The 24393-nt window shown below is 45.1% G+C and carries 19 protein-coding genes and 1 pseudogene; 16 read left to right on the forward strand and 4 right to left on the reverse strand.

Annotation, left to right across the window (positions count from 1 at the left end; all coding sequences use genetic code 11):
* Positions 1-200: 200 nt before the first annotated feature.
* The 6 genes and pseudogenes from JOD82_RS07620 to JOD82_RS29045 all read left to right on the forward strand — a co-directional run bounded on the left by JOD82_RS07620 (position 201) and on the right by JOD82_RS29045 (position 5312).
* A complete protein-coding gene (locus tag JOD82_RS07620) occupies positions 201-1589 on the forward strand; it encodes an MFS transporter (RefSeq protein ID WP_039273459.1) in 1389 nt (462 codons plus the stop codon).
* A gap of 432 nt (positions 1590-2021) precedes the next feature.
* Positions 2022-2180 (forward strand): annotated as a pseudogene (locus JOD82_RS07625) (VOC family protein); the annotation flags it as partial.
* Positions 2181-2257: 77 nt separating this feature from the next.
* Complete coding sequence (locus JOD82_RS07630; protein ID WP_029519068.1) at positions 2258-3652, forward strand: MATE family efflux transporter; 1395 nt, start codon at positions 2258-2260, stop codon at positions 3650-3652.
* A 201-nt stretch (positions 3653-3853) separates the two neighbouring features.
* Positions 3854-4834: a S8 family peptidase gene (locus JOD82_RS07635; RefSeq protein ID WP_029519069.1), complete on the forward strand. Its 981-nt coding sequence runs from the start codon at positions 3854-3856 to the stop codon at positions 4832-4834.
* A gap of 149 nt (positions 4835-4983) precedes the next feature.
* The gene (locus tag JOD82_RS29040) at positions 4984-5166 is read left to right on the forward strand and encodes a tetratricopeptide repeat protein (RefSeq protein ID WP_029519070.1); all 183 of its coding nucleotides are present in this window, start codon (positions 4984-4986) and stop codon (positions 5164-5166) included.
* Positions 5163-5312, forward strand: a complete 150-nt coding sequence (locus tag JOD82_RS29045; protein WP_239645263.1) for a hypothetical protein — start codon at positions 5163-5165, stop codon at positions 5310-5312. The genes JOD82_RS29040 and JOD82_RS29045 overlap by 4 nt, the downstream gene beginning before the upstream one ends.
* Before the next feature lie 156 nt (positions 5313-5468).
* On the opposite strand, the gene budA is transcribed toward JOD82_RS29045, so the two are convergent.
* Both budA and alsS read right to left on the reverse strand, forming a co-directional pair.
* The gene (budA, locus tag JOD82_RS07645) at positions 5469-6215 is read right to left on the reverse strand and encodes an acetolactate decarboxylase (protein WP_029519072.1); all 747 of its coding nucleotides are present in this window, start codon (positions 6213-6215) and stop codon (positions 5469-5471) included.
* A 163-nt stretch (positions 6216-6378) separates the two neighbouring features.
* Positions 6379-8088 (reverse strand): acetolactate synthase AlsS, encoded by a 1710-nt coding sequence (gene alsS / locus JOD82_RS07650; protein ID WP_029519073.1) that lies wholly within the window; start codon positions 8086-8088, stop codon positions 6379-6381.
* Between the two features lie 518 nt (positions 8089-8606).
* Here alsS and uxaC point away from each other — a divergent pair.
* The 3 genes from uxaC to JOD82_RS07665 all read left to right on the forward strand — a co-directional run bounded on the left by uxaC (position 8607) and on the right by JOD82_RS07665 (position 12699).
* Complete coding sequence (gene uxaC / locus JOD82_RS07655) at positions 8607-10031, forward strand: glucuronate isomerase (protein ID WP_029519075.1); 1425 nt, start codon at positions 8607-8609, stop codon at positions 10029-10031.
* A gap of 175 nt (positions 10032-10206) precedes the next feature.
* Positions 10207-11607 (forward strand): MFS transporter, encoded by a 1401-nt coding sequence (locus JOD82_RS07660; protein ID WP_029519077.1) that lies wholly within the window; start codon positions 10207-10209, stop codon positions 11605-11607.
* An 87-nt stretch (positions 11608-11694) separates the two neighbouring features.
* Positions 11695-12699: a LacI family DNA-binding transcriptional regulator gene (locus JOD82_RS07665; protein WP_069010228.1), complete on the forward strand. Its 1005-nt coding sequence runs from the start codon at positions 11695-11697 to the stop codon at positions 12697-12699.
* Between the two features lie 99 nt (positions 12700-12798).
* Here JOD82_RS07665 and poxB read toward each other — a convergent pair whose 3' ends face one another.
* A complete protein-coding gene (poxB, locus tag JOD82_RS07670; RefSeq protein WP_209948070.1) occupies positions 12799-14523 on the reverse strand; it encodes a ubiquinone-dependent pyruvate dehydrogenase in 1725 nt (574 codons plus the stop codon).
* A gap of 314 nt (positions 14524-14837) precedes the next feature.
* On the opposite strand from poxB, the gene JOD82_RS07675 reads away from it, so the two are divergent.
* The 4 genes from JOD82_RS07675 (at position 14838) to JOD82_RS07690 (ending at position 19459) form a co-directional block, all read left to right on the forward strand.
* Positions 14838-16331 (forward strand): tagaturonate reductase, encoded by a 1494-nt coding sequence (locus JOD82_RS07675; protein WP_209948071.1) that lies wholly within the window; start codon positions 14838-14840, stop codon positions 16329-16331.
* Positions 16332-16348: 17 nt separating this feature from the next.
* Positions 16349-17848 carry a UxaA family hydrolase gene (locus JOD82_RS07680; RefSeq protein ID WP_069010226.1) on the forward strand — a complete coding sequence of 500 codons (1500 nt, stop codon included), beginning with the start codon at positions 16349-16351 and terminating at the stop codon, positions 17846-17848.
* Positions 17849-17973: 125 nt separating this feature from the next.
* Positions 17974-18420 (forward strand): acetyltransferase, encoded by a 447-nt coding sequence (locus JOD82_RS07685; protein ID WP_029519084.1) that lies wholly within the window; start codon positions 17974-17976, stop codon positions 18418-18420.
* Between the two features lie 181 nt (positions 18421-18601).
* Entirely contained in the window at positions 18602-19459 is an 858-nt protein-coding gene (locus JOD82_RS07690) for a DNA-binding protein (RefSeq protein WP_165147354.1), read from the forward strand.
* A gap of 245 nt (positions 19460-19704) precedes the next feature.
* On the opposite strand, the gene JOD82_RS07695 is transcribed toward JOD82_RS07690, so the two are convergent.
* Positions 19705-20595: a hypothetical protein gene (locus JOD82_RS07695; RefSeq protein ID WP_029519087.1), complete on the reverse strand. Its 891-nt coding sequence runs from the start codon at positions 20593-20595 to the stop codon at positions 19705-19707.
* Positions 20596-20848: 253 nt separating this feature from the next.
* Here JOD82_RS07695 and JOD82_RS07700 point away from each other — a divergent pair, with 253 nt between their 5' ends.
* From JOD82_RS07700 to JOD82_RS07710, 3 genes are read left to right on the forward strand one after another with little or no spacing between them, the layout of a single operon-like run.
* Positions 20849-21811 (forward strand): ABC transporter permease, encoded by a 963-nt coding sequence (locus JOD82_RS07700; protein ID WP_029519088.1) that lies wholly within the window; start codon positions 20849-20851, stop codon positions 21809-21811.
* A 14-nt stretch (positions 21812-21825) separates the two neighbouring features.
* Positions 21826-22713: a carbohydrate ABC transporter permease gene (locus JOD82_RS07705; RefSeq protein ID WP_029519089.1), complete on the forward strand. Its 888-nt coding sequence runs from the start codon at positions 21826-21828 to the stop codon at positions 22711-22713.
* Positions 22714-22739: 26 nt separating this feature from the next.
* Positions 22740-24386 carry an extracellular solute-binding protein gene (locus tag JOD82_RS07710; RefSeq protein WP_029519090.1) on the forward strand — a complete coding sequence of 549 codons (1647 nt, stop codon included), beginning with the start codon at positions 22740-22742 and terminating at the stop codon, positions 24384-24386.
* The last annotated feature ends 7 nt before the right edge of the window (positions 24387-24393 follow it).

Raw genomic sequence — 24393 nt, forward strand, 5'->3', positions numbered from 1 at the left:
AAAGCGCTTGACCTTGGTTTATAGGGGGAGTATAATCAACCCCGGAAAACGTTTTCTAGTATTTTCTGGAGATAAATGATTGTTTTTACCAAATAACTAGCTGAATTCAAGGTATTTCGGCTTGTTTTTTTGATTATCAAGAAAACGTTTTCCTTATGGCTTGGGATTGTAGAGAATAACAAGGGAAAAGGAGCATGAGCATGAGAAGTTCGAGCGATATTGTTGTAATGGGAAATGAGGCTTCAAAGCAAACCGATTCAAATATTACGCTGAAAGAAAAGATGGGTTATGGATTCGGTGATTTTGCCAGCCAGTTGCTGTTTGCCGCCGCAATGACTTTTCTGTCCTACTTTTACACAGATGTAATCGGGATCAGCGCCGGGGTCATTGGTACTTTAATGCTAGTTGCGCGTGTACTGGATGCGTTTATTGATGTCGCGATTGGGGCTTTGATCGATAAAACGAAGAGCAGACACGGGAAAGCCCGTCCTTGGTTACTGTGGATGTCCGGGCCATTTGCGTTGTCTGGAATTCTCTTGTTCACGGTTCCAAGTGGAAATATGACGATCACTATTCTATACATTTACGTTACCTATCTGCTGATGAACATTATCTATTCCAGCATTAATGTCCCTTATGGTGTGCTTAATTCCATGATAACGCAGGATTCTTACCAGCGCTCTCTTCTTAATATTTTTCGTATGTCTCTGGCGAATATTGGTGCCTTGTTAATTAATTATTTCACCCTTCCGTTAGTGAAGTCGTTCGGCGGCGGTCAAAAGGGGTGGATTTTCACCTTTATTCTGTTTGGTTTGCTCGGAACCTTCTTATTTCTCGTTACCTTCTTCAGTACCAAAGAAAGGGTTACTCCATCTGTTGTACAGAAGCCAATTCCGTTTGGACGTGCTTTTGGAGCGCTGATGCGTAATAAGTATTGGAAATTGATTCTTGGGTTTGCTGTGGTCTATTTCATAAATAACTCACTGGGCACAGGTATGAATATTTACTACGCACGTTATGTGTTAAAAGACGCCAATCTGATTGGGGTGCTCGGCATATCCTTACTCCTTCCTTCCCTGCTTGGTTATCTGTTATTGCCACCCGTCGTCAAGCGGATCGGGAAACGAAATTCATCCATTATCGGAAGTATCCTCCTGATTGTGGGATCGCTTGTTATTGCCGTCAGTCCCGCAAGTCTTATGGCGGTCTGCCTGGGACTCGTTATTAAAGCGCTTGGACATGCCGCTATTCTCGGAACCTTCTTTGCCATGTTGTCAGATACCATTGAGTATGGCGAATGGAAGACAGGGATGCGCACCGAAGGACTGGTGTACAGTGCGGGTAGTTTCGGCACAAAAGCGGGAGGCGGTTTCGGAGCGGCACTCATCGGTTGGGGACTGGCATTGGGAGGATATGCTGGTGGACAAGCTACAATCAGTGCCACAGCGCTAGCGTCTATTCATTTCATGTTTATCTACGTTCCAATTATCTTGGCTGCCCTGCAAATTGTATTGCTGGCATTTTACAACCTAGATAAATTATTTCCCGGTATTGTCAAAGAGCTTGAATTCTTAAAAAACGCTAAATAAGGAGAGGAAAGCAAATGGAGAAGAAATGGTGGAAAGAAGCCGTATTCAAACCATTATCCACTAAAATTTTTCCTGAATTCTTTGCTTCCTTTTCAGTTTCTATTCTTTGAATCTCATATTTATCAGAACTACAAGGTAGGTCAACTAAGTTTATGAAGCTCATTGTCTGAGAAGCCCATACTTTAGGCTTAGGAAACGTTAGCTGAATTAAAGAGCGGTAGTCTAGAATTTAACTATGAAAACCAAGATGTTTTTTTCTTGACCAGTTTTAAAAAAAGGACTATAACATCAATCTTGATGATGTTATAGTCTTTTTTTGATAAGAAATTATTATTTTAACGAGGTCTACCTGAACGAAAACCACAAGAAGGACGTTCTGCAATGGACAATCGAATCATGTTGAATACCACGCTTATCAAGCTGAGAACTTTTAATGTCATCATTTTGTCCGGACGAGAACGGAATGAACAGGACAAAAGGCCAGTCTATTTTACAGATCCAGACGGACATAAGTATGAATTCCACACAGGACAATTGCGGGACCGCCTGGAATATTATAAAATGAAAAAGCATATGACTTTTTTTGAATGAGTAATTGTTATCGATATAAATGATATAAGTAATAAGTAAGTAATGATTGGGTTCGCATTTAGGAGGAATACGAAAGGATGTCACTGTCTCAGGAAAACGCTTCCAAGCAAGCGCAAGTCATTAAAACGATGACGGTTTTTGCAATCACTTGGCCGATCTTTATAGAGATGTTGTTTCACATTTTGATGGGTAGCGTGGATACGTTCATGCTAAGCCATGTTTCTGATGAGGTTGTATCGGCTGTGGGTGTGTCCAGACAGTTGATTGAATTTACGATTATACTTTTCAATCTGCTTGGTCTTGGTGTAGGTGTGATCATTGCTCAGCTATTGGGGGCGCAAAAGCATGTGGATGCAAGCCGTGTTACGGCTTCGGCACTAACCTTTAATCTGGTGTTTGGTCTGGCATTGAGCTTGATGTTTATTGTCAGTCGGGATTTTTTGCTATCCTTTTACCATATTACTCCGACGATTAAGGAAAATGCAGAGATTTATATGATGCTGGCAGGGGGTTCGCTGTTTCTGGAAGCGCTCATGCTAACCGCAGGTCCGGTTATTCGATCGCATGGTTTTACTAAAGATACGATGATCGTGGGCATTGGTATGAATATTTTACATATTGCAGGAAATGCATTGCTCATTTATGGCTGGTTTGGTCTGCCGCAGATGGGAGTGGCGGGAGCAGCGATTTCAACGGTTATTAGCCGTGTTGTAGCATGTGTCTGGATTTTTCTACTGCTGTACAAGCGTGTAAGTGCGCCGATTCGCATCCGGTATTATGTACAGCTACAATGGAGTAAGCTGGTAGCCATTCTGAAGATTGGTATTCCTGCCGGGCTGGAATGGTTGTCTTATCAGCTTAGCCAAATGATGGTGACCCGGTTTGTCAGCTTTATGGGTACAACGGCAATCGCAACCCATTTTTATTCGAATACAATTGTGTACTTTTTTATGGTATTTGGAATGGCTGTAGGGGAGGGGACGGAAATTATTGTTGCCCGCCTGATTGGAGCAGGAGACAAGGAAAAGGCCTATCATCAACTTTTACGGAGCCTGAAATGGTCTTTGATCATTACGATTGCTGTAATCGTGGTAGTATCCTTTTTCCGATATGAAGTGATGGCGATCTTTACAGATGAGCCGGCGATCATTCAATTAGGGGCAGCGATTTTGCTTTTCTGTATATTGCTGGAGCCGGGCCGAGTGTTTAATCATGTTGTCATTAACTCCTTGCGAGCAGCGGGAGATGTTCAGTTCCCGTTAATGATGGCCATAATTTCAATGTGGGGGATTAAAATCCCGTTAGCATATGTGCTGGGCATTCATATGGGATATGGAGTGCTGGGTGTGTGGATTGCACATGCCTGCGATGAGTGGGTACGAGGCATTTTCCACTATTTACGCTGGAAGGGCCGGAAATGGCAGCACAAATCGCTGTTATCCAAGGCTGAACTTCAGGCGGAATCCGTCTAAGGCTGATAGAGAACCTACAACAGACATTCTCCAAGTGAATTGGGGGATGTCTGTTTTTTTACAAAAATAAGCAAAATGGGGATGTTCAAAGTTTTCAAAAATTGCTAGAATATAGTAACCTCGAATGTAGTAGAGGTTTTCAAAGTTTCATAGTTTCAAAGACGGGTGGTTTCCGATTGAATCCATGAAGGAGGGAATAGGATGGAACGTAAAGTGCATATCATTCCTTACCAAGTGATCAAGCAGGAGCAACAAGTGAATGAAATACCGCGAGGTGTAGAGCTGATTCAGGCTCCTGCGGTATGGAACCAGACTCGAGGCCAAGGCGTGAAGGTGGCGGTGCTGGACACGGGCTGTGATTCGGACCATCCTGATTTGAAGGCGCGCATTATTGGCGGACGGAATTTCACGGATGATGATCAAGGTGATCCGGAAATTTTCAAGGATTATAACGGTCATGGCACGCATGTGGCAGGAACCATTGCGGCAGCAGAAAATGCGGATGGTGTCGTGGGTGTTGCTCCAGAGGCAGACCTGCTCATCATCAAAGTGCTAAACAAGCAGGGCTCCGGTCAATATGACTGGATTATTCAAGGCATCTATTATGCGATTGAGCAAAAGGCAGATATCATATCGATGTCACTTGGCGGTCCTGAAGATGTGCCAGAGCTGCATGAAGCAGTAAAAAAGGCTGTAGCTAGCCAAATCTTGGTCATCTGTGCAGCTGGAAATGAGGGAGACGGTGACGACAGAACGGACGAGCTCGGCTACCCCGGCTGCTATAATGAAGTGATTAGCGTAGGCGCTATCAATTTTGACAGGCACGCCTCAGAATTCAGTAATTCTAATAATGAGGTGGATTTGGTTGCACCCGGAGAAGATATTTTGTCCACCGTTCCGGGCGGCAAATATGCGACTTTTAGCGGAACTTCGATGGCTACTCCGCACGTAGCAGGTGCATTGGCGTTGATTAAGCAGCTGGTAAGTGCGAGCTTTGAGCGTGATCTCACCGAACCGGAATTATATGCACAACTCATCAAACGCACGATTCCACTTGGCAATTCTCCTAAGCTGGAAGGCAACGGTCTATTGTACTTGACGGCAGTAGAGGAGCTCTCGCGTATTTTCGACGCACAGCGTGTAGCAGGAATACTAACTGCAGGATCATTGAAGGTTAAATAAACCGTAACTTCGGATATATAGCGGCTCTCCTGTAAGGAGAGTCGTTTTTTTGGATTTTAAATCTTAGGAAAAACTCCATTTACATTGCATTCAAATGTCGGGTAACATATATCTCAAAGATAGGCATGAGTCAGAAGTGGAGGATTAATATGAACGATATCATGGCGCAAGCTGGCGAGCTTAGACGAACAGGGCAAGCAGAGGAAGCACGAAAGCTTCTTTTGAAGGCATTAGAACAGCAGCAAAATGATGCAGAATTGTGGTATCAGACCGCTTGGACACAGGAATGGACGAATTTCCGGATTACAGACCGTTTCGGGTATTTTACGTGATGGTATTATATAATCTGGGGGAATTCGGGAAAGCCATGCAGGAGCTGCTAATGGAGGTGGCTGAGACGACCTCGGATTTATCTACACAAGAGTACTCACGTGCCATTCAATATTATGCAGATAAACTGGATCAGATCGAGACATAGGTGGACCGGAGTGAGAGCATAAGCAGTAACGTATATATACGCTCGTACATAAAAAGATCACAGTCAGAGAGCAGTAATTCTCTTTCCTGACTGTGATCTTTTGCTGTTTATTGTTTGGCTATAGGGTCTGTAAATTGATGAGTTAAATAGCTGCGATTACTGCGCACCTTCAGTAACGGCGATTTCCTTCTCCAGGTTTTCTCTGGACAGGTTGGCCTTCAAGTAATCCGGGGTATCGGGCAGGACCAGGTGCAGATTGGATTTTTGACAAATGCGGATGGTGCACTTTTCGACGATAAAATCAAAGACATGCCCACCCCCAGTGCGTTCATCGTTAATAAAATGCAGATGAAATCCGGCTACCCCAATACCTTGAGCATAGGCAGGTGTCCAAAAACCTGTAATCACCCCAGAAGCGTCGTTAAAAGAGAACGTAGGCTGAGATTTGGTCGCTTCGATAAAAGGTTTGTAAGGCTTCACCTGGTGAGGGACGGTACGTGTCTTTACTTCACGAAAAGTGCCATCCATACGGAAGGCATAGAACAGATTACGGCTTGGAAACAACTTTAACAGCAGAGCTTCCAGCTCTTCACGATGCATGGGGCGGTCAATAGTATATGTGAAATCTTCATGGAAAAAGGTGACGGTGGAAAAAGGTGTGGTTTCTTCCGGTTTTACGCGATGGGCCGTACCGTCTGGAAGCAAGTGATAGAATTCACCATCGAACGCGATCATCTCGCCATTCAGTTGATCAAAGGTACCAATCCCAAAATCCCCGTGCTTTTGCAACTCCTCAAAGGCAACAACTCCGTCATAAAGACCATCTAATAGAGCGAGCATAGTGGACGTTTGGTAAATATCATGGTCAGTTTCTTGCTTGGTTTCCAGTCCTGCAACGGTCATGGTAATACACTTCCTTTTGTAATTGTATGCATTTATTTTCTTTCTTTTTCAATAATAAACGTAAATTTTCAGTAAATAACGAGAATAACTCAAAAAAATCATAAAAAATAACGTTTTGCTCCATAATTGTCACGAAAACGTCACGAGTAAGTCTTGGTAAAGGTTAGTTTAATTGATTTGGCAGCAGTTTACGTCCCAACTGGATATTATCTTGATAATTAATCGGGATATCAACAACCACAGGACCATCCGTATGAAGTGCCTGCTGCAATACACTTTCCAGTTCTTCAGGAGAGTGCACGCGTAATCCGGTGGCCCCGAAGCTTTCAGCATATTTCACTACATCAACATCTCCAAATTTTACACCGGAAGTTCTGCCATATTTAATCTGTTGTTGAAATGCGACCATGTCATAGGTACCATCTCTCCATACGATATGCACTAGCGGAGAGTTAAGACGTACAGCGGTTTCGAGCTCCATGGATGAAAACAGAAATCCTCCGTCTCCAGAAATAGAAACGACTTTTTGACCGGGGTTGACGAGTGTGGCAGCAATCCCCCAAGGCAGTGCTACGCCCAACGTCTGCATTCCGTTGCTGAATAGAAGGCGCCGCGGTTCATACGAACGGAAATATCGTGCCATCCAAATGTAGTGTGAACCAACATCACAGGTGACAGTGACATTATCGTCGATCAGGCTGCGCAGTGTACGAATAAATTGTAATGGATGAATCAGATAATCGTGACTGTGTACAGGAACAGCTTCTTGCTCGTTTAGATCATGACGAAGACGATTTAATTGGTCGCAGGAGGCTTTAGGTAGCTTTAAGGTAGGCAATTCTTCTGCAAGGCCACTCACAATCAGGGCTATATTCCCGATAAGCTCGTGATCAGGTTGATAATCATGATCAATATCTGCTTGATGATCATCCAGATGAATAAGGGTTCGGTTCGCAGGAATATTCCAGTTTTTTGGATCATATTCAATAGGATCATAGCCAATCGTCAGTACCAGATCTGCCGCTCCAAGAAGCATGTCACCCGGCTGATTATGGAACAGACCGACTCTCCCAAAATAGTGGCTTTCCAGCTCCCGGGAAATGGCTCCAGCGGCCTGAAAGGTTTCAACCACAGGCAAATCCGTGTTTCGAATCAGTGCACGGATGGCTGCTGTAGCTTCGGGTGTGCTGGCTTTCATACCGAGAAGGAGTACGGGCAGCTTGGCTTTTTTGATTTGGCCTGCAACTTGTTTGATGAGCTCGGCGGGTGCGGTTCCAAGCTGGGGAAGGGAAACCTTCTCAATGGCGGTTACTTCGGATGACGAAGTCAACACGTCCTGCGGCAGACTGACAAATGTGGCTCCAGGCTGGGCTGAGGTCGCAATCCGAAATGCATTAGTAATTGCTTCCGGTACACTATCAGGATGTTCTACTTCTACACTGTACTTGGTGATGGGTTCGAAAAGTCCGGCGTTATCCATAGATTGATGCGTGCGTTTCAGGCGTTCTGATCTTGGGACTGCACCAGCAATGGCGACGACAGGATCACTCTCTGCATTAGCGGTGACAAGTCCTGTCGCCAAGTTAGACGCGCCTGGACCGGAAGTAACAATGCATACGCCCGGTTTACCTGTTAAACGACCGACCGCTGCTGCCATAAAGGCGGCATTTTGTTCATGACGGCATATGATCAATTCTGGACCCCGATCTTGAAGAACATCAAAAACAGAATCGATCTTGGCACCTGGAATGCCAAAAATATGCGTAACCCCTTGCTTGATCAAACAATCGACAACAAGGTCGGCTCCTTTTGTATCGGATTTGGTTTTAGTTTTAGTTTGAACAGCTTGAACTTTGGTACTCAATGCTACCACCTCTTCTTTTCATCTTTGAAATAAACCAATGAAATACTTTCAATGTAAAACAATGGATGTATATTACAATTATAATGCAATAACTGGTATTTTCAAGAAAGAAATTTTCTGAAAAAAAGAGAAAAACACATAAAACGTTTTCAAAGTTTGATTTATCGGGGAAAATTAAAAATTGTAGAATTTTCTTTTGGTATCAGCTATCGGGAAAATATAGAACAGATCTGCTCCAAATGGCAGTAGGCCATTTTTTTTATTCGCTCACATGATAAAAATCACTTTCGTCTACAAAGGATAGCGGTTACAATGTAATTGTTGTTAACGTAAACATTAAATTTAAAGTGAAGTAATCTGGCTTGAAATGATGTGCAGGTATCGTATTACAGCTATATCATCTTGCCTAATCACGAGATCTGCTATGTGGTGGAGAATGCTATTATTGAAAACGAGTACAGTACAAGCATTTTTGTTAACGTTAACAATTTGTTGAGAAACACGATTATAGAAGGGATGAGAAAGTAATGACTAAAGCGTTTTTAGACGAAAACTTTTTGTTGAGCAATCCAACGGCTGAAATCTTGTATCATCAGTACGCCAAGGATATGCCGATTATTGACTATCATTGTCATTTAAGTCCACAAGAAATTTATGAAAATAAAGCGTTCAAGAATATTACGGAAGCTTGGTTGTACGGAGACCATTACAAGTGGAGACTTATGCGGGCCAATGGGGTTGAGGAACGCCTGATTACGGGGGATGGCGAAGATTATGACAAGTTTATGGCTTGGGCCAAAACCGTACCTACACTAATCGGCAATCCGCTGTACCATTGGACGCATTTGGAGCTTCAACGCTTTTTTGGTGTCTTTGAGCTGCTGAATGAACAGAACGCACCAGTGATCTGGGAAAAGGTAAACCAAAAGCTGCAGGGAAAAGGCTTTGGCGCACGTGATCTGATTGTGAACTCGAAGGTAACTGTGGTGTGCACCACGGATGATCCGACAGACCATCTCGAATACCACAAACAAATCAGCAAGCTGACCGATTTCCCAGTCGCAGTGTTGCCAAGCTTTCGTCCCGACAAGGCTTTGGAGATAAATCGCGAAACTTTCCGGCCTTGGGTGGCTCGGTTGGGTGAAGTCAGCGGACTGGATGTTTCTGGCCTGGAAGGATTTTTGAATGCGCTGGCGAGCCGGGTGCGCCATTTCCATGCTGCCGGAGGCCGAGTATCTGATCATGCGCTGGATACTGTAGTCTATGAAGAAACGACACGGGAGGAAGCTGCAGCCATATTCAATAAGGCGCTGGAGGAAGGCCATGTGACTCCTTTAGAGGAGGCGAAATATAAATCGTACGTTCTGGTTTTCCTTGGCAAACAGTATGCAGAACATGGCTGGGCTATGCAATACCATATCCACGCACTGCGTAATAACAACACTACTATGTTCCGTCAATTGGGACCGGATACAGGCTACGATGCCGTAAATGATGGCTCTATCGCTCGTCCATTGGCGGCATTGCTGGACGCACAGGAGCTGGCAGGAGGATTACCGAGAACCATTTTGTATTCGCTTAATTCGGTTGATTATCCAGTACTGGCAAGTCTCGCGGGTTGTTTCCAATCCGGTGGAAATGTGGGGAAAATCCAGTTTGGCACGGCATGGTGGTATAACGACCATATCGAAGGTATGCAGGAGCAGATGAAGTTGCTGGCTAACTACGGGGTGCTGTCCCGCTTTATTGGTATGCTGACGGATTCCCGCAGCTTCCTCTCCTACACACGCCATGAATATTTCCGCCGTATACTCTGTGACTTAATTGGAACGTGGGTTCAGGAGGGTAAGGCGCCTGAGGATCTGGAGCTGCTCGGAGCCATGGTACAAAACATTTGCTACAACAACGCCGAGCAATATTTTAATTTCCCAACGGTTGTTCATAGTAAGTGAAACTACGCCCTAAGGCGAGGACTCACTAACTTCATAAGAAAGGGCTCTTGCCGGGAGCTTGTTTCAAAACTCCCGGCAAGAGCAATTAAAAATAAAATAGTTATCAACTGGGGATTTTGCAAAATCCAGAACTAATTTTGTGAAATTAATTACAAACATAGGGGAGTGTGTAGGTATGGGAGTGCCTATCGTGCAGGAGAACGTCCAAACTGACAACAAGACAGGCGAGCATATTAGCCTGAAAGAAAAGATTTCGTATGGTATGGGTGACTTTGGAAACGGATTCATGTTTGATTTGGGGCAGTTGTATTTGCTGAAATTTTTTACAGATGTAGCAGGGGTTTCTGCAGGAGCCGCCGCAGGCATTTTCTTGGTCAGCAAGCTATTTGCCGCCGTCTGTGATCCCATTGTCGGGTCCTTTGTTGATTATCGCAAACATATCGGTACACGTGGAAAATTTAGACCTTTTCTTATTGTTGGAAGCGTTATCCTTGCAATTCTTACGGTTCTAACCTTTATATCGCCGAATATTTCACCCACAGGAAAACTCATTTACGCCTATGCGTCCTATATGATCTGGGGGATCGGCTACTCTATTGTAAACATTCCATACGGCTCGCTAGGTGCCGCTATTACACAGGATACTCATCAGCGTGCTTCATTGTCATCTTTCCGTCAGGCGGGATCGCTGGGCGCATTATTCGTCACCAGTGTCGTTGTCATGCCGCTTATTTTACTATTTCCTAACCACCATGTTGGCTATCCGGTTGTGATGGGGATTATGTCACTCATTGGTGTGATCGCTTTCATCATATGTTACCGAGGAACGAAAGAACGTATTATTAGCCAGTCCGGGCCAAAAGAGAAGCTATCTATAGGCGTTATTGTGCATACTTTTACGAATAACAAGCCTTTGCTGGTGCTCGTTTTGATGACGATTTTCACTATATCCGCGTACAATATTAAGTCCGCTCTGCTGATCTATTTTGCCGAATATAACTTGGGGCATGTAGAGTTAATGGCTTATATGAATTTTATTATTATCGGTTCGTCGCTACTGGGTGTATTGTTCCTGCCCAAGCTGGTACGGCGTTTCGGTAAACGAAAAACAGCCATACTGGGGATGCTGGTTAGTGTCATTGCCGACTCCATTAACTTTTTTATGCCTTCAAATGTATACATTTTCACAATCCTGGCCAGTATTTCGTTCATTGGTATTAGTATTCCTAACGGGGTGACCTGGGCATTCGTGTCCGATATTATTGATTATGGCGAATGGTCATCCGGGGAGCGTAAGGAAGGGATTACTTACTCGTTATTTAACTTTTCACGTAAGTTGGCTCAATCCTTGTCTGGCTTTCTATCGGGTATTGGACTAGCGCTCATCGGGTATGTTCCGAATGTGGTTCAGTCCTCTGGAACCCTGCTTGGGATCAAAGCATTACTTTGTCTCTATCCGGCTGTTGCCCTGGCTTTGGCCATGCTGGTCATCGGTAAAATGTACAAGCTGACGGACAGCAGACATGCAGAAATGGTTCAAGAATTACAGCGTCGACATGCGGACAACCGCGTATAATTTGTGAAAGTCTTCTTTTCCGGGCGGCTCCTGTGGTATGGTGGGTATATAATTTTTTTAGAGCCTCACTAAGGAAAGGATACGTATATGGCAGCTACCATTAAAGACATTGCCAAATTGGCTAATGTTTCCCATACAACCGTCTCCCGGGCGCTCAATAACAGCCCGCTTATTAAAGAAGATACGAAACGCAAAATTATGGAGTTGGCAGAGCAACTCAATTACATTCCAAATTTTAATGCCAAAAGCCTAGTTCTCCAGCGCTCGCATACGATTGGCCTGTTTTTCACCAGTATTTCAGAAGGCACAAGCTCCAGTTTTTTTGCCGATACCATCCGGGGTGTTAATCATGTCATTGGGGTAGATTACAATCTGTTTGTGCGAGGAATTGACGATTACGCTGATTTTTCGGCCATACACCGCAAGCGTTTTGATGGTATCATTCTGATGAGCCAGAGCGAGGCGGACAACCCTTTTATTTATCATGTGCTCGGTCAAGGCATTCCGCTTGTTGTTCTGAATCGGCAGGTGTCCGGGGCGGGGATTGTAAACGTGATTTCTAATGATAAAGAAGGGTCCTATGAAGCGGTCTCCTTTCTCGTTGAAAGTGGGCATGAACGCATTGCGATCATCGAAGGGGTAGAAGGCTTCAAGTCTACCCAGCAACGCCGCGAGGGTTTTATGAATGCGTTGATTGATAGTGGTAAGCCCATTCGACATGAATATATCGTGCAAGGTCATTATGATACTGAAAGTGGTAGCCAGGCAATGAAGCAATTGCTTTCCTTGCAGGAGCCGCCGACAGCGGTATTTTGCTCTAACGATGATATGGCTATTGGGGCAATGAATGCGGTATTCGAAAACGGCTTGAAGGTACCAGAGGATATCTCTGTCATTGGTTTTGACGATATCGGGTTCTCAATGTATACGACTCCACCGTTAACAACAGTCAAAAGACCGATTGAGCAGATTAGCGAGCGCGGAGCCGCCTGCATTCTGGAACGAATTCAGTCACCGTCCAATGAGGGCGAGCTTATATTTATGGAGACCGCGCTCATGAAGCGGAAATCAACGGCAGGCAAACCACACTAAGTTTCGTTTGATTAACAGGCAGGCCAAAGGGGCAGAAACCATGCTAGATATATGGTTTCTGCCCCTTTTAGGCTGAAATGCGTTCTGCCTCGTTTATATTTAACGAAAGAGATTGGTTTTAGCCAGTTCTATAATCTCGTCACCACGTCCGTTCAGCATCGCTTTCATCATCCATAGTGTAAATCCTTCGGCTTGTTTAAGATTAATTTTGGGTGGCATGGATAGCTCCTGACGGTTCACCATCACGTCTACCACAACAGGGCCATCATGAGCCAATGCTTGCTGAATGGCATCTTCCAGCATGGTCGGATCTTCAACCCGGATGCCCTTGAGTCCCATGGCTTGCGCTACAGCACCAAAATCAGGATTCACCAGTTCAGTACCGTTTTCCAGAAATCCGGCCGCTTTCATTTCCAGCTCGACAAAACCGAGAGCGCCATTATTGAAAACAATGACTTTGATAGGCAGATGATGCTGCTTCAGGGTGAGCAGGTCGCCCATCAGCATCGTGAGTCCGCCATCGCCTGAGAGGGCAATCACTTGTCGGTCAGGCTCAGTGGCCTGTGCTCCAATCGCTTGTGGTAACGCATTTGCCATCGTACCATGGTTGAACGATCCGAGAAGCCGGCGCTGACCGTTCATCTGCAAATAACGCGCCGCCCATACAGTGGGAGTACCGACATCACAGGTGAAAATAGCATTTTCCTGCGCGGCGTCACTGATGACCTTGGCGAGATATTGCGGATGGATCGGCGTATGACCTGGTTTACCGACAGCAAGGTCATCCAACTCCTGGCGTACCTTGGTATAGTGGGAGACGGTTTTCTCTAGATGCTTGGAATCATGCTCTGATGTTAAATGCGGTAGCAGCATTTCCAACGTGGCTTTTACATCCCCACATAAACCATACGTTAACGGAGTACGTCTGCCAAGATGGGCTGGCTCTATATCTACCTGTAGGACAATCGCATCTTCAGGGTAAAATTGTCTGTAAGGGAAGTCTGTTCCGAGCATAAGTAGGACGTCACAATCCATCATCGCATGGTACCCGGAAGAATACCCGATCAGTCCCGTTAATCCAGCATAATAAGGGTTGTCATACTCCAGATATTCCTTGCCTCGCAGAGCGGATACCATGGGGGATTTTAACTTGTCACATAGCTGCATGAGCAATTCATGAGATTGTGAACAGCCGGCGCCGCATAGTAGCGTAATTCGTTTGCCTTGATTCAAATATTCGGCCAGTCGGGAAATTTCGGAAGCTGACGGATGCACTACAGGTGTAGTGGGATGGTAGACATGTTCAGGGACGGGTACCTTTTCCGCCCCCAATGCTGCTACATCACCGGGAAGAACAATGACGGAGACACCTGAACGTGAAACTGCCTGTTGAATGGCCATGGTCACCGTTCTGGGAATTTGACGCGGTGTCGTAATAACTTCACAGAAGTGACTGCATTCTCCGAAAAGATGTTCAGGATGCGTCGCTTGAAAATATTCACTTCCGATTTCGTCGCTTGGAATGTGAGCGGCAATAGCCAGTACAGGCACACGATTGCGGTGACAATCATATAAACCATTAATCAGATGCAAATTTCCGGGACCGCTGCTTCCGGCACATACAGCAATGCTGCCACTAAGGTCAGCATCCGCTCCGGCTGCAAAGGCAGCCACTTCTTCGTGCCTTACATGAATCCATTCGATTTGACCATTGCTGCGAATGGAATCCACCATATTATTTAGAGAATCTCCAACAATGCCATAAATCCGCTTGACCCCTGCATTGACCAAAACTTGTACAATAGTATCTGCAATTGTCTTCATAGATGTTCCTCCTGCCTAGTAAGTAGTGTTATCCTGCCCGTGCTTTCTTGCGTCTATTCTCCTGAAAAGTATATAAGGACAAGGTCTCGGATAGGGTGATAGTTAGCCTTAACCGTCTTGGCTCAGCAGCGAAACAACAGAAAGAGGTCCATATACTTGCCGGTTGTTATGCAAAACTCTTATGTTAACGTGTTCATATTATTGTCATTATTATTTTTATAAAGTAAAAATGTTGAGAAAACTATTTTGTTAACGTGTGCATTATGCTAAAATAACGTTGAAATCATTATGGTAATAGTGGGAGGATACTCCGGATGAAAAAAGTAGATGCATTAGATCAATTAAACAGAAAAAGCTTTATCGTTACAGACCCGCATCCTGTGAGGGTGATGCAATTCGGGGAAGGGAACTTTCTGCGTGCTTTTGTAGACTGGCAATTTGACAAAATGAATAAGCTGGCAGAATGGAATACGGGAGTTGTGATTGTACAACCGCAGCCAGGAGGCCTCGTGGAGAAGCTTAACGAGCAGGATGACCTGTATACGGTTATTCTTGAAGGGATTAAGGATGGGAAGGCCATGAAGGAGCATACCGTTGTGGAGTGCGTCTCTCGTGGGATTAATCCGTACGGCTCGGACTTTTTGGAGTATGAAGCACTATCCCAAAAGCCGGAGCTGCGTTTTGTTGTGTCGAATACGACGGAAGCGGGGATCGCTTATGCCCCAGACGATCAGCTAGAAGATCGTCCGCAAAAGAGCTTCCCGGGCAAACTGGCTGCCTTTCTGTATAAGCGCTTTCAATTTTTTGGGGGCGATCAGAGCAAGGGATTGGTCATCATTCCATGCGAGCTCATCGACCGTAATGGAGACGCTCTCAAGGAAATCGTACTGAAATATGCGGACCAATGGAAGCTTGGAGCTGAGTTTATTGCATGGATAGAGGAAGCAAATACGTTCTGCAACAGTTTGGTGGATCGAATTGTACCTGGTTATCCCAAAGACCGAATTCATGAAATCCAAGCGGAATTGGGTTACAAGGACGATTTGGTTGTTGTGGGCGAACAGTATCATTTATGGGTTATTGAAGGGCCACAGTGGCTTAAAGAGGAATTACCTGCTCATTTGGCCGGATTGAATGTCCTGATTGTCGACGATATGGCGCCATATCGTACACGGAAAGTGCGTATTTTGAATGGAGCACATACGGCGCTTACAGCTGTAGCTTATTTATATGACCTGGACACAGTGGGGCAGGCGGTTGAGCATGATATTATGGGCAGTTTTATCCAGTCGCTGATTCGAGAAGAAATTATTCCGACGCTGGACTCACCAGAAGCGGAATTGAATGTATATGCCGACGATGTTATTGAGCGGTTCCGTAATCCATATGTAAGTCATTATGTTATGAGTATTGCGTTGAATTCGGTGTCAAAGTTCAAGACACGGAACTTGCCATCCTTGCTCCAGTATGTAGAACAACGTAAGGAGCTGCCTGCCAAAATCGTGTTTTCACTGGCGTCCTTACTCGTATTTTACCGGGGTGATAGAAATGGCGAGTCGATTGCGTTGGCAGACGAAGCTGAAGTGTTGAGCACGTTTGGTGAACTGTGGAGTAAATATGACGGTACTCTCGCCGGGGCGAAGCAATTGACTGAGCGGGTACTCGGCAAGCAAACATGGTGGGGTCAAGATTTGAACCAGATCGAAGGGCTGGCTGAACAAACGGCACAGCACGTGTATGAAATTACAAGCAGAGGAATGAAGGAGACGCTCGATTCTCTAACCGGGAACAGCGTGCCCAGAGCATAAGCAAGGAGGAAACCGGAATGCTGGAATTCATTCAAATTCATAATCAAGATAACGTGGCTGTCGCCTTGCGTGATTACAAGCAGGGAGAAACACTGGCATGGGGAGCACAAGAAGAACAACGGGTGGAGCTAGCCGAGGATGTAGCACGTGGGCATAAAATCGCCTTGCAGGATATACCTGTAGGTGGGCATGTTCTGAAATACGGATATCCCATCGGTCATGCCATTCAGCCCATTCAGGCAGGTCAGCATGTGCATACGCATAATACGAAGACGAACCTGACAGGCGTAGAAGAGTACACTTATAAGCCTAAGCCAGCTCCTCATTTATATGAACAGGAGAGTCGTACGTTTCAAGGTTTTCGGCGAAAGGACGGTCGTGTGGGGATTCGCAATGAGTTGTGGATTGTGCCGACGGTCGGCTGTGTGAACGGAATCGCTGAACTTATTTTAAACCGTTTCAAGCAGGAAGTGGGAGATATTTCACCTTTTGAAAATGCACTTGTGCTCAAGCATAACTATGGTTGTTCTCAGTTGGGTGACGATCATGCACATACGCGCACGATTTTGATCGATGCCGTGAAACATGCGAACGCAGGTGGCGTACTTGTACTGGGTTTGGGCTGTGAAAACAATGAAATGAAAGAATTTAAGGAAGCCATCGGGGAATATGATTCGGAGCGGGTAAAGTTTTTGCTTTCCCAAGATGTGTCGGATGAAGTAGAGGAAGGGGTAAGGTTGCTTCATGAAATTTTTGCGGCCGTGCAAGAAGATCGGCGGGAACCTGTACCATTGTCTGAGCTGAACATCGGCTTGAAATGCGGTGGATCTGATGGCTTATCGGGTATTACTGCCAACCCACTACTCGGACGATTGTCGGATTATATGGCAGCGCAAGGTGGAACAACGGTATTGACAGAAGTACCTGAAATGTTCGGCGCGGAAACGATTTTAATGGAGCGCGCTGCCGATGAGCAAGTATTTGGTAAGATCGTACATCTGATTAACGATTTCAAACAATATTTTCTGGATTACAAGCAGCCAGTATACGAAAATCCGTCACCGGGCAATAAAGCAGGGGGCATTACGACGCTGGAGGATAAATCACTGGGCTGTACGCAAAAATCCGGGTCTTCCACGGTCACTGATGTCATTCAGTACGGGGAACGTCTCAAGACCAAGGGACTCAACCTGCTCAGCGCGCCGGGCAATGATCTAGTGGCATCTTCAGCTCTCGCCGCAGCGGGCTGCCAACTCGTCATTTTCACAACTGGACGCGGTACGCCGTTTGGCTCCTTTGTTCCGACGATGAAGGTATCAACCAACTCGCCGTTATATAAGGCTAAACCTCATTGGATCGACTATAACGCCGGTTCATTGGTGGAGGATGTCAGTATGGAAGATGCGCTCCGCAACTTTGTCGATTACATCGTCGATGTAGCCAGCGGAACATGGGTGAACAATGAGAAAAACAATTTCAGGGAGCTCGCTATTTTTAAAAACGGTGTTACGTTGTAAAAGGCTGTAGTCTAAGGGAGGCGGAATTACTCCGCTTCCTTTTTTGTGTTTGTATGCTTCTAAATAGGCATGTTAGACTTACTGCAAAACATGCAATATCGATATTTAAATAAGGGGGAAGTACCGTGCAAAATGAAATTGTTGCTTATCGGGAAGAAAATCATGATCAACTCGTTGATATTTGGCAGCGGGCTGTACGCCGGACGCACACATTTTTGGCGGAAGAGGACATTCAATTTTATCATCATATCGTACGCAATGGTGTTTTAAGAGAACTTGAAGTTTGGATGGAATGGAATACAAGTCAAGAACCAACAGGTTTTATCGGGCTGGACGGATTAAAAATAGAGATGCTGTTTGTGGACCCTGAACACCATGGGCAGGGCATAGGCAGCCGACTCATCCAGCATGCTGAAAAAATAAAAGGGAAACACCTAAAAGTGGACGTGAATGAGCAGAACGAGAAAGCGTATGCTTTCTACAGACATTACGGCTTTGTACAAACGGCGCGTTCTGCACTGGATGGATCAGGTAGGGCATTTCCTTTGCTTCACATGGAATTGAACAAGTGAACGATCTACTTTCGTTGGTATTTTAAAAATGGAATATATTATCATAATGCACTTGTCATATGTTTGAATTCATGGTATAACTTAATTACGTAATAAATACGTAATTAAGTTATTTTTAGTTAAGGTTTAGAGCTTGCTTTTGTTTGGTGAATATAAAAAGTCAGACAAGGAGGCGGGAATAGTGGATGATCTTGTTCACTCCGACATCACAGATCTAGACACACTTGTCAACATGATTAAGCTGTCTTTTTCATTTGCGGACGGTGCCAATATGATTGCTTTATGCGACCGGCTGTATAGCCATGTCAACCAAAAGTATCAGGAATTGCAGCTCTACAAAGCGCGCAAGAAACCTATACAACCCATACATACCAAACGGCCGCTAGTCTACTACTACGGCTACAGTCATCTCATGAAAGGCATGGCTTTCCAAAAACAGGGCAAGTATGAGGCCGCTCGCGATTGCATCGAAAAATATGCAGAATTGGGCTGGTTTAATGGTCTTGATCAATATGGGGAAGCAGAGGTGGAATATTACCGCTATGCTGCCAGAGCTAATTTGTATGCCCTTGATATTTTGTCAGGCCATGCCGAAGTGTTGCAGGAATATATCCAATTTCTTCGTAACAATCCGGAAGAGCTGTTACCGGGGCTTCTTTCCATCGTTGAGGGAGCGTCGAGATACGACTATTCTTTAGAGGCTGTGCTGGAATCATTTGCCGAACAAATTGAAGGTTTTAAATATTTTGAAGAGCCTGTGAATGTATCTTATTATTTTCGCTTCTGCTATCAACTGGCTCTTTACTATATCAAGCAACAACAGTTTACGGTTGCGTTGGGCTATATCCTGCAATCTCTCATGCTGTCCGATACCCTGGGTATGGAACATGAACATGAGTTTAGGAAATGTACCGCTGTATTTGAAATTTTCAGATCCCAAGCTACAGCAACACAGCAAGACCAATATATAACTATTTTAAAAGGAGTGTTAAAGGATGAAAAAATTGATTTCACGCCCTCTGTCGCTCAGTCTGTTTAGTTTGCTAGTGTTTGTTACAAGTCATGATCTCATCACGGTGTTTTATCATGGAGCCAATCATTAAGAAGGCAGAAGTACAGTAGAAAATTAGTTGTTTTAACAGGTAGGTAGTTGATTGGAAAATATGATGTGGAAGTACACCCAATAGCAAGTAAGCTCATTAAGGTCAGGGCTTACTTGCTATTTGGCGTATGATGAAGACCGATCATACCGTATATATAACGCGGTACATGTCCCAACAATATTTAAGCTGTCGTAGGTTTATGTAGTAAACCCTGTTCTGATGGATGCAATGAAATCCTTGTCTGTTGGTAAACCGGGAATGGTTCTTCCGTACTGTATGATCTGCTTTTTAACGCTGCATCCAGTGCCCGTAGCAAGGAACCTATAAATTGCTCTGGAGAAAAGAAAATGCTTTTTCCGACCATATGAATGTGAAGCTCGTTATGGTCACGGTTGCTTACGGACAGCAATATACCTTGACCTTGAAAACCCGTACCGATGGCGCGTATTTTGTTTATACCCGAGAGTAACATTTCCGTCTTCACCGCACGCCCCTGTTCCTCCACAAATACAGAAATCAGGCGTTTGTCTGTAACGATAACAATTTGGTTACCCCGAAATGTATGACTCAGGTGTAGAAAATCTTTATATACACCAATAGTCTGCTCATGCGGAGAAACAATCCCCATCCGTACAAACTCCTCCAGCTCAGTGACATCGGGTTCCTGATGATTTTTAATTCGTTTTTTGATACTGAACTGAATAGTCAGGATACCCAAGATAGCAATGAGAAAAGCACTAAGTCGGACGTTAAATATAAAGAACATCAGGACAATAAGGCCGCCTACTAACCACTGTCCCCAAGTTAGATAGCGCAGCTTTTGTTGTACCGTACGGCGATAATAACCGTAGCCCTTTCCCGGTTGATACTCTTTAGTAAACTTCGTCATACCACGCATCATGGTTAACCCATAGATTGATAAGACTGTCATTCCGAGTGACAGGAGCGTCATAAGCCATTCCTGAGCTGCAATGCCAACTAAAGTACACAGACCAAACATGATGAGCCCCGCCCAGCAAGCAAACTTTTTAATTCGAACCTGTTTCTGAATCGAACGAACCAATTCTTCCATTCTTAATCCTCCTGATCTAGGTATATAGGTAATGATTGGAATCACATATAGTCTTATCGTACCATCTGATAGTCTTTTTCGTAAATTAATAGATATGAAAATCCAAAGTATGGAAGAAAATTCTCGCCTATAGTCAGATCCCCACCTGAACTTTAGATACCAAAATCAAAAAATCCAGTACTACTCATACGAAGCAGAAGCCTTTAAAATAATAAATGTAAGTGCTTACATTACAAAGAAAGGAGGTCTTCGTATGAGTACAGGAGGGAAGAATCCGCAGCCACAGCCGCCGGTTCGATCGGGAAGAGGAGCATCACTAGCGCGCAAATGGGTTCAACAAAGACATTTGCAGACTATGGCGCTGCTTGGGGTGGTATGGATGATTATTTTCCATTACATTCCGATGTACGGTATTTTAATTGCGTTCAAACATTTTGACATCATTGGAACCATATCAAGCGCACCTTGGGCGGGATTAGAGCATTTTCGGGCCTTTTTGGAGGATGATAACTTTTGGTACATTGTCAAAAACACACTGGGTATTAGCCTGCTCAAGCTGGCGATCGGGTTTCCGTTACCTATTGTATTTGCTCTGTTTCTGAATGAGATTCGGTCTACACGGTTCAAAAAATCTATACAGACCATTTCGTACCTTCCGCACTTTTTATCTTGGGTCATTCTTGGCGGGATCTTAACGACGTGGCTGGCAGATACCGGGATGATCAATCAACTGTTGCTAGCCTGGGGGTGGATTGACCAGCCGATCAGTTATTTGGCAGAGCCGAGCTATTTTTGGGCTATCGTCGTTAGCTCGGATATCTGGAAAGAGCTTGGATGGTCAGCTATTATCTATTTGGCAGCCATGGCGGGGGTATCTACGGACATGTACGAAGCGGCCACCATTGACGGGGCCGGACGGTTTCAGAAAATGTGGTACGTCACACTTCCCGCTATCAAGGGGACCATATCCATTTTGTTTATTTTGGCGGTCAGCGGCATATTGAACTCCAACTTCGATCAAATTCTCGTCCTGCGTAACTCGCTGAATGAAAGTGCAAGTAATGTAGTTGATATTTATGTATATCAGGTGGGCATTCAGCAGGGCCGTTTCTCGTATTCTACCGCGGTGGGTTTGCTGAAATCGGTTCTTGCTCTCATTTTGCTGCTAATTGCCAATTCGGTGACCAAACGGGTGAATAATACATCCCTATTTTGAAGGAGGACGGGTGCATGCAGCTATTGCAACGTAGAACAGCAGGCGAAGCGATATTCGATTTCATGAACAACGTCTTCATGCTGATTATTTGTTTTGTGACATTGTATCCCGTGTGGTATGTGCTGGTGAACTCCTTTAACGAAGGAGCAGACGCTATGCGGGGTGGCATTTACTGGTGGCCGAGAGTCTTCAGTCTGGGCAGCTATCAGGCCGTATTTGCTAACAACGGTATTATGACTGCGATGGGAGTGACTATTGCCAAGACGCTTATCGGCACGATTGTTCATGTGTTTTTTACCGCTATGATTGCATATGCATATTCCCGTAAGGAGCTGATCGGGCGCAAACTGTATATGCTGATTGGTACCATTACCCTGTTTTTCGGTGGGGGATTGATTCCAACGTATTTGCTGATTCGTGATCTCGGACTGCTGGACAGCTTTTGGGTGTACATCATTCCTGCGATGTTCAGCTTTTTTGATCTTATTATTTTTATGGCTTTTTTCCGAGAACTGCCGGATGCACTGGAAGAGGCGGCGAAAATAGACGGTGCGAATGATTTCGGTATCTTCTGCCGAATCGTGCTCCCTGTATCCATGCCGGTAGTAGCGACGATTGCGTTGTTTCATGGGGTATACCAGTGGAACGATTATTTTACTGGAATGATCTATATTAATAATACGGATCTTCAGCCGATTCAGACGTATTTGTACCGGGTTGTTGCCCAATCCAGCTCTAATCAAATGATGGCTGCTGCACCGGGGGGCGTTGCCCAGTCCGTCACTTCGCAATCGATCAAGCTGGCGACGATGGTCGTGACGACACTGCCCATTGTACTGGTATATCCTTTTCTGCAGAAGTATTTTGTCAAGGGTCTGATGATCGGATCGATCAAGGGTTAGCACATCATCCAAGGGGGAGATTTATGATGAACATTCGCAAATGGCAGAAAGGGCTGTTGGCCGTCGTGCTGCTGATAGGACCGCTCGCGGGGTGTACGTCCGGTGGAAGTGGCGCTGTCACGGAATTGAAGGACGAGAAAACTAAGGCTTCGGCAGATACGCCAGGCTGGAAGGCGGATACAGAGCCGATTACGTTTGACTGGTATTTGAATTTTTCCTGGTTCCCGAACAAGTGGGGAACGGATATGACCTCGAAGTATGTGACGCAAAAGACTGGGGTCAGCGTTAATTTTATCGTACCCGCAGGGAATGAAAATGAAAAACTGAATACCATGCTCGCCTCGGGCAAACTGCCTGATTTTGTCACGCTCAGTTGGGGGGAAGATGCGATCAAAAAAATGATCGAGGGCAAGATGGTGCTCCCACTTAACAAGTTGGCTGAGAAATATGATCCATATCTGATTAAAGTGGCAGACCCAGCTAAAATGTCATGGTATCGTCAAACGGACGGGAATGTATATGGGTATCCTAACGCGTCCTCTTCACCACAGGATTACCAAAAATACGGCCAAAATTTTGTCTCCAATCAAACGTTTATGGTTCGGAAGGATATGTACGAGGCGATTGGCAAGCCGGATATGAGAACACCAGAGGGATTCCTGAAAGCGCTTCAAAAAGCAAAGGAGAAATTCCCGGAGATAAACGGTCAACCGCTGATCCCGATAGGGTTCCACGAATTTACGGATAACGGAAATTATTCTTTTGAAGACTATTTACTTAATTTTTTAGCCGTTCCACATGAGAAGGACGGAAAGCTGTACGACCGTCGATCGGACGAAGAGTACATTCGCTGGCTCAAAACATTCCGTCAAGCCAATGAGCAGGGTCTGATCGCCAAGGACGTATTTATCGACAAACGTCCGCAAATGGAGGAGAAGGTGGCACAGGGACGGTATTTTGCCATGCTATATCAGCGCTCTGATTTTGCTACACAACAGGTGACGTTGCATGCGAAAGATCCCAACTCCGTCTACATTGCGGTGGATGGACCTTCCAACAGTAAGCTGGACCCGCCGACGCTGGCCGGGCCGGGCATTTCCGGGTGGACGGTGACGCTTATTTCGAAGGATGTCAAAGACAAGGAGCGGGCTATTGAATTTCTGACTTATCTGATTAGCGAGGAAGGGAATCGTGATCTGTATCTAGGGGAGCAGGGAAAGCTGTGGGACACAGTTAACGGTAAGCCAGCCTTCAAGCCGGAGGTACTGGAGCTGCTGAACAAGGATCGGTCTGCATTTGACAAAAAGTATGGCGCCTCCTTCACTTTCTGGATGCTGATGGATACAAATATGAATTTGCAGTGGGCGCCGCCCAGTGTCGAGCCGTATAAGCAGCCTGAAGATTGGACGAAAGGCAAGACCCACAGCTTCTCTCAATATGAGAATATCAAACCGACCGGAACCTCGGCAGAAGGCATTGCGTCAGGCCAGATAGATAAAATTTGGGGCAAGGCATTACCGAAACTGTTGCTGGCTTCCTCGGATGAGGAGTTCGATCGGCTGTTTGCCCGCTTTTTGGAAGACCGCAGAAAAGCAGGCTATGACAAGGTATTGGCTTATCAGCAAAAAGCCTATGAGGAAAACCTTAAGAAAATTGAACAGTTCACCAAATGATTTAATT

This window comes from Paenibacillus sp. 1182 (assembly GCF_017833915.1).
GTDB classification, from domain to species: Bacteria; Bacillota; Bacilli; order Paenibacillales; family Paenibacillaceae; genus Paenibacillus; species Paenibacillus polymyxa_D.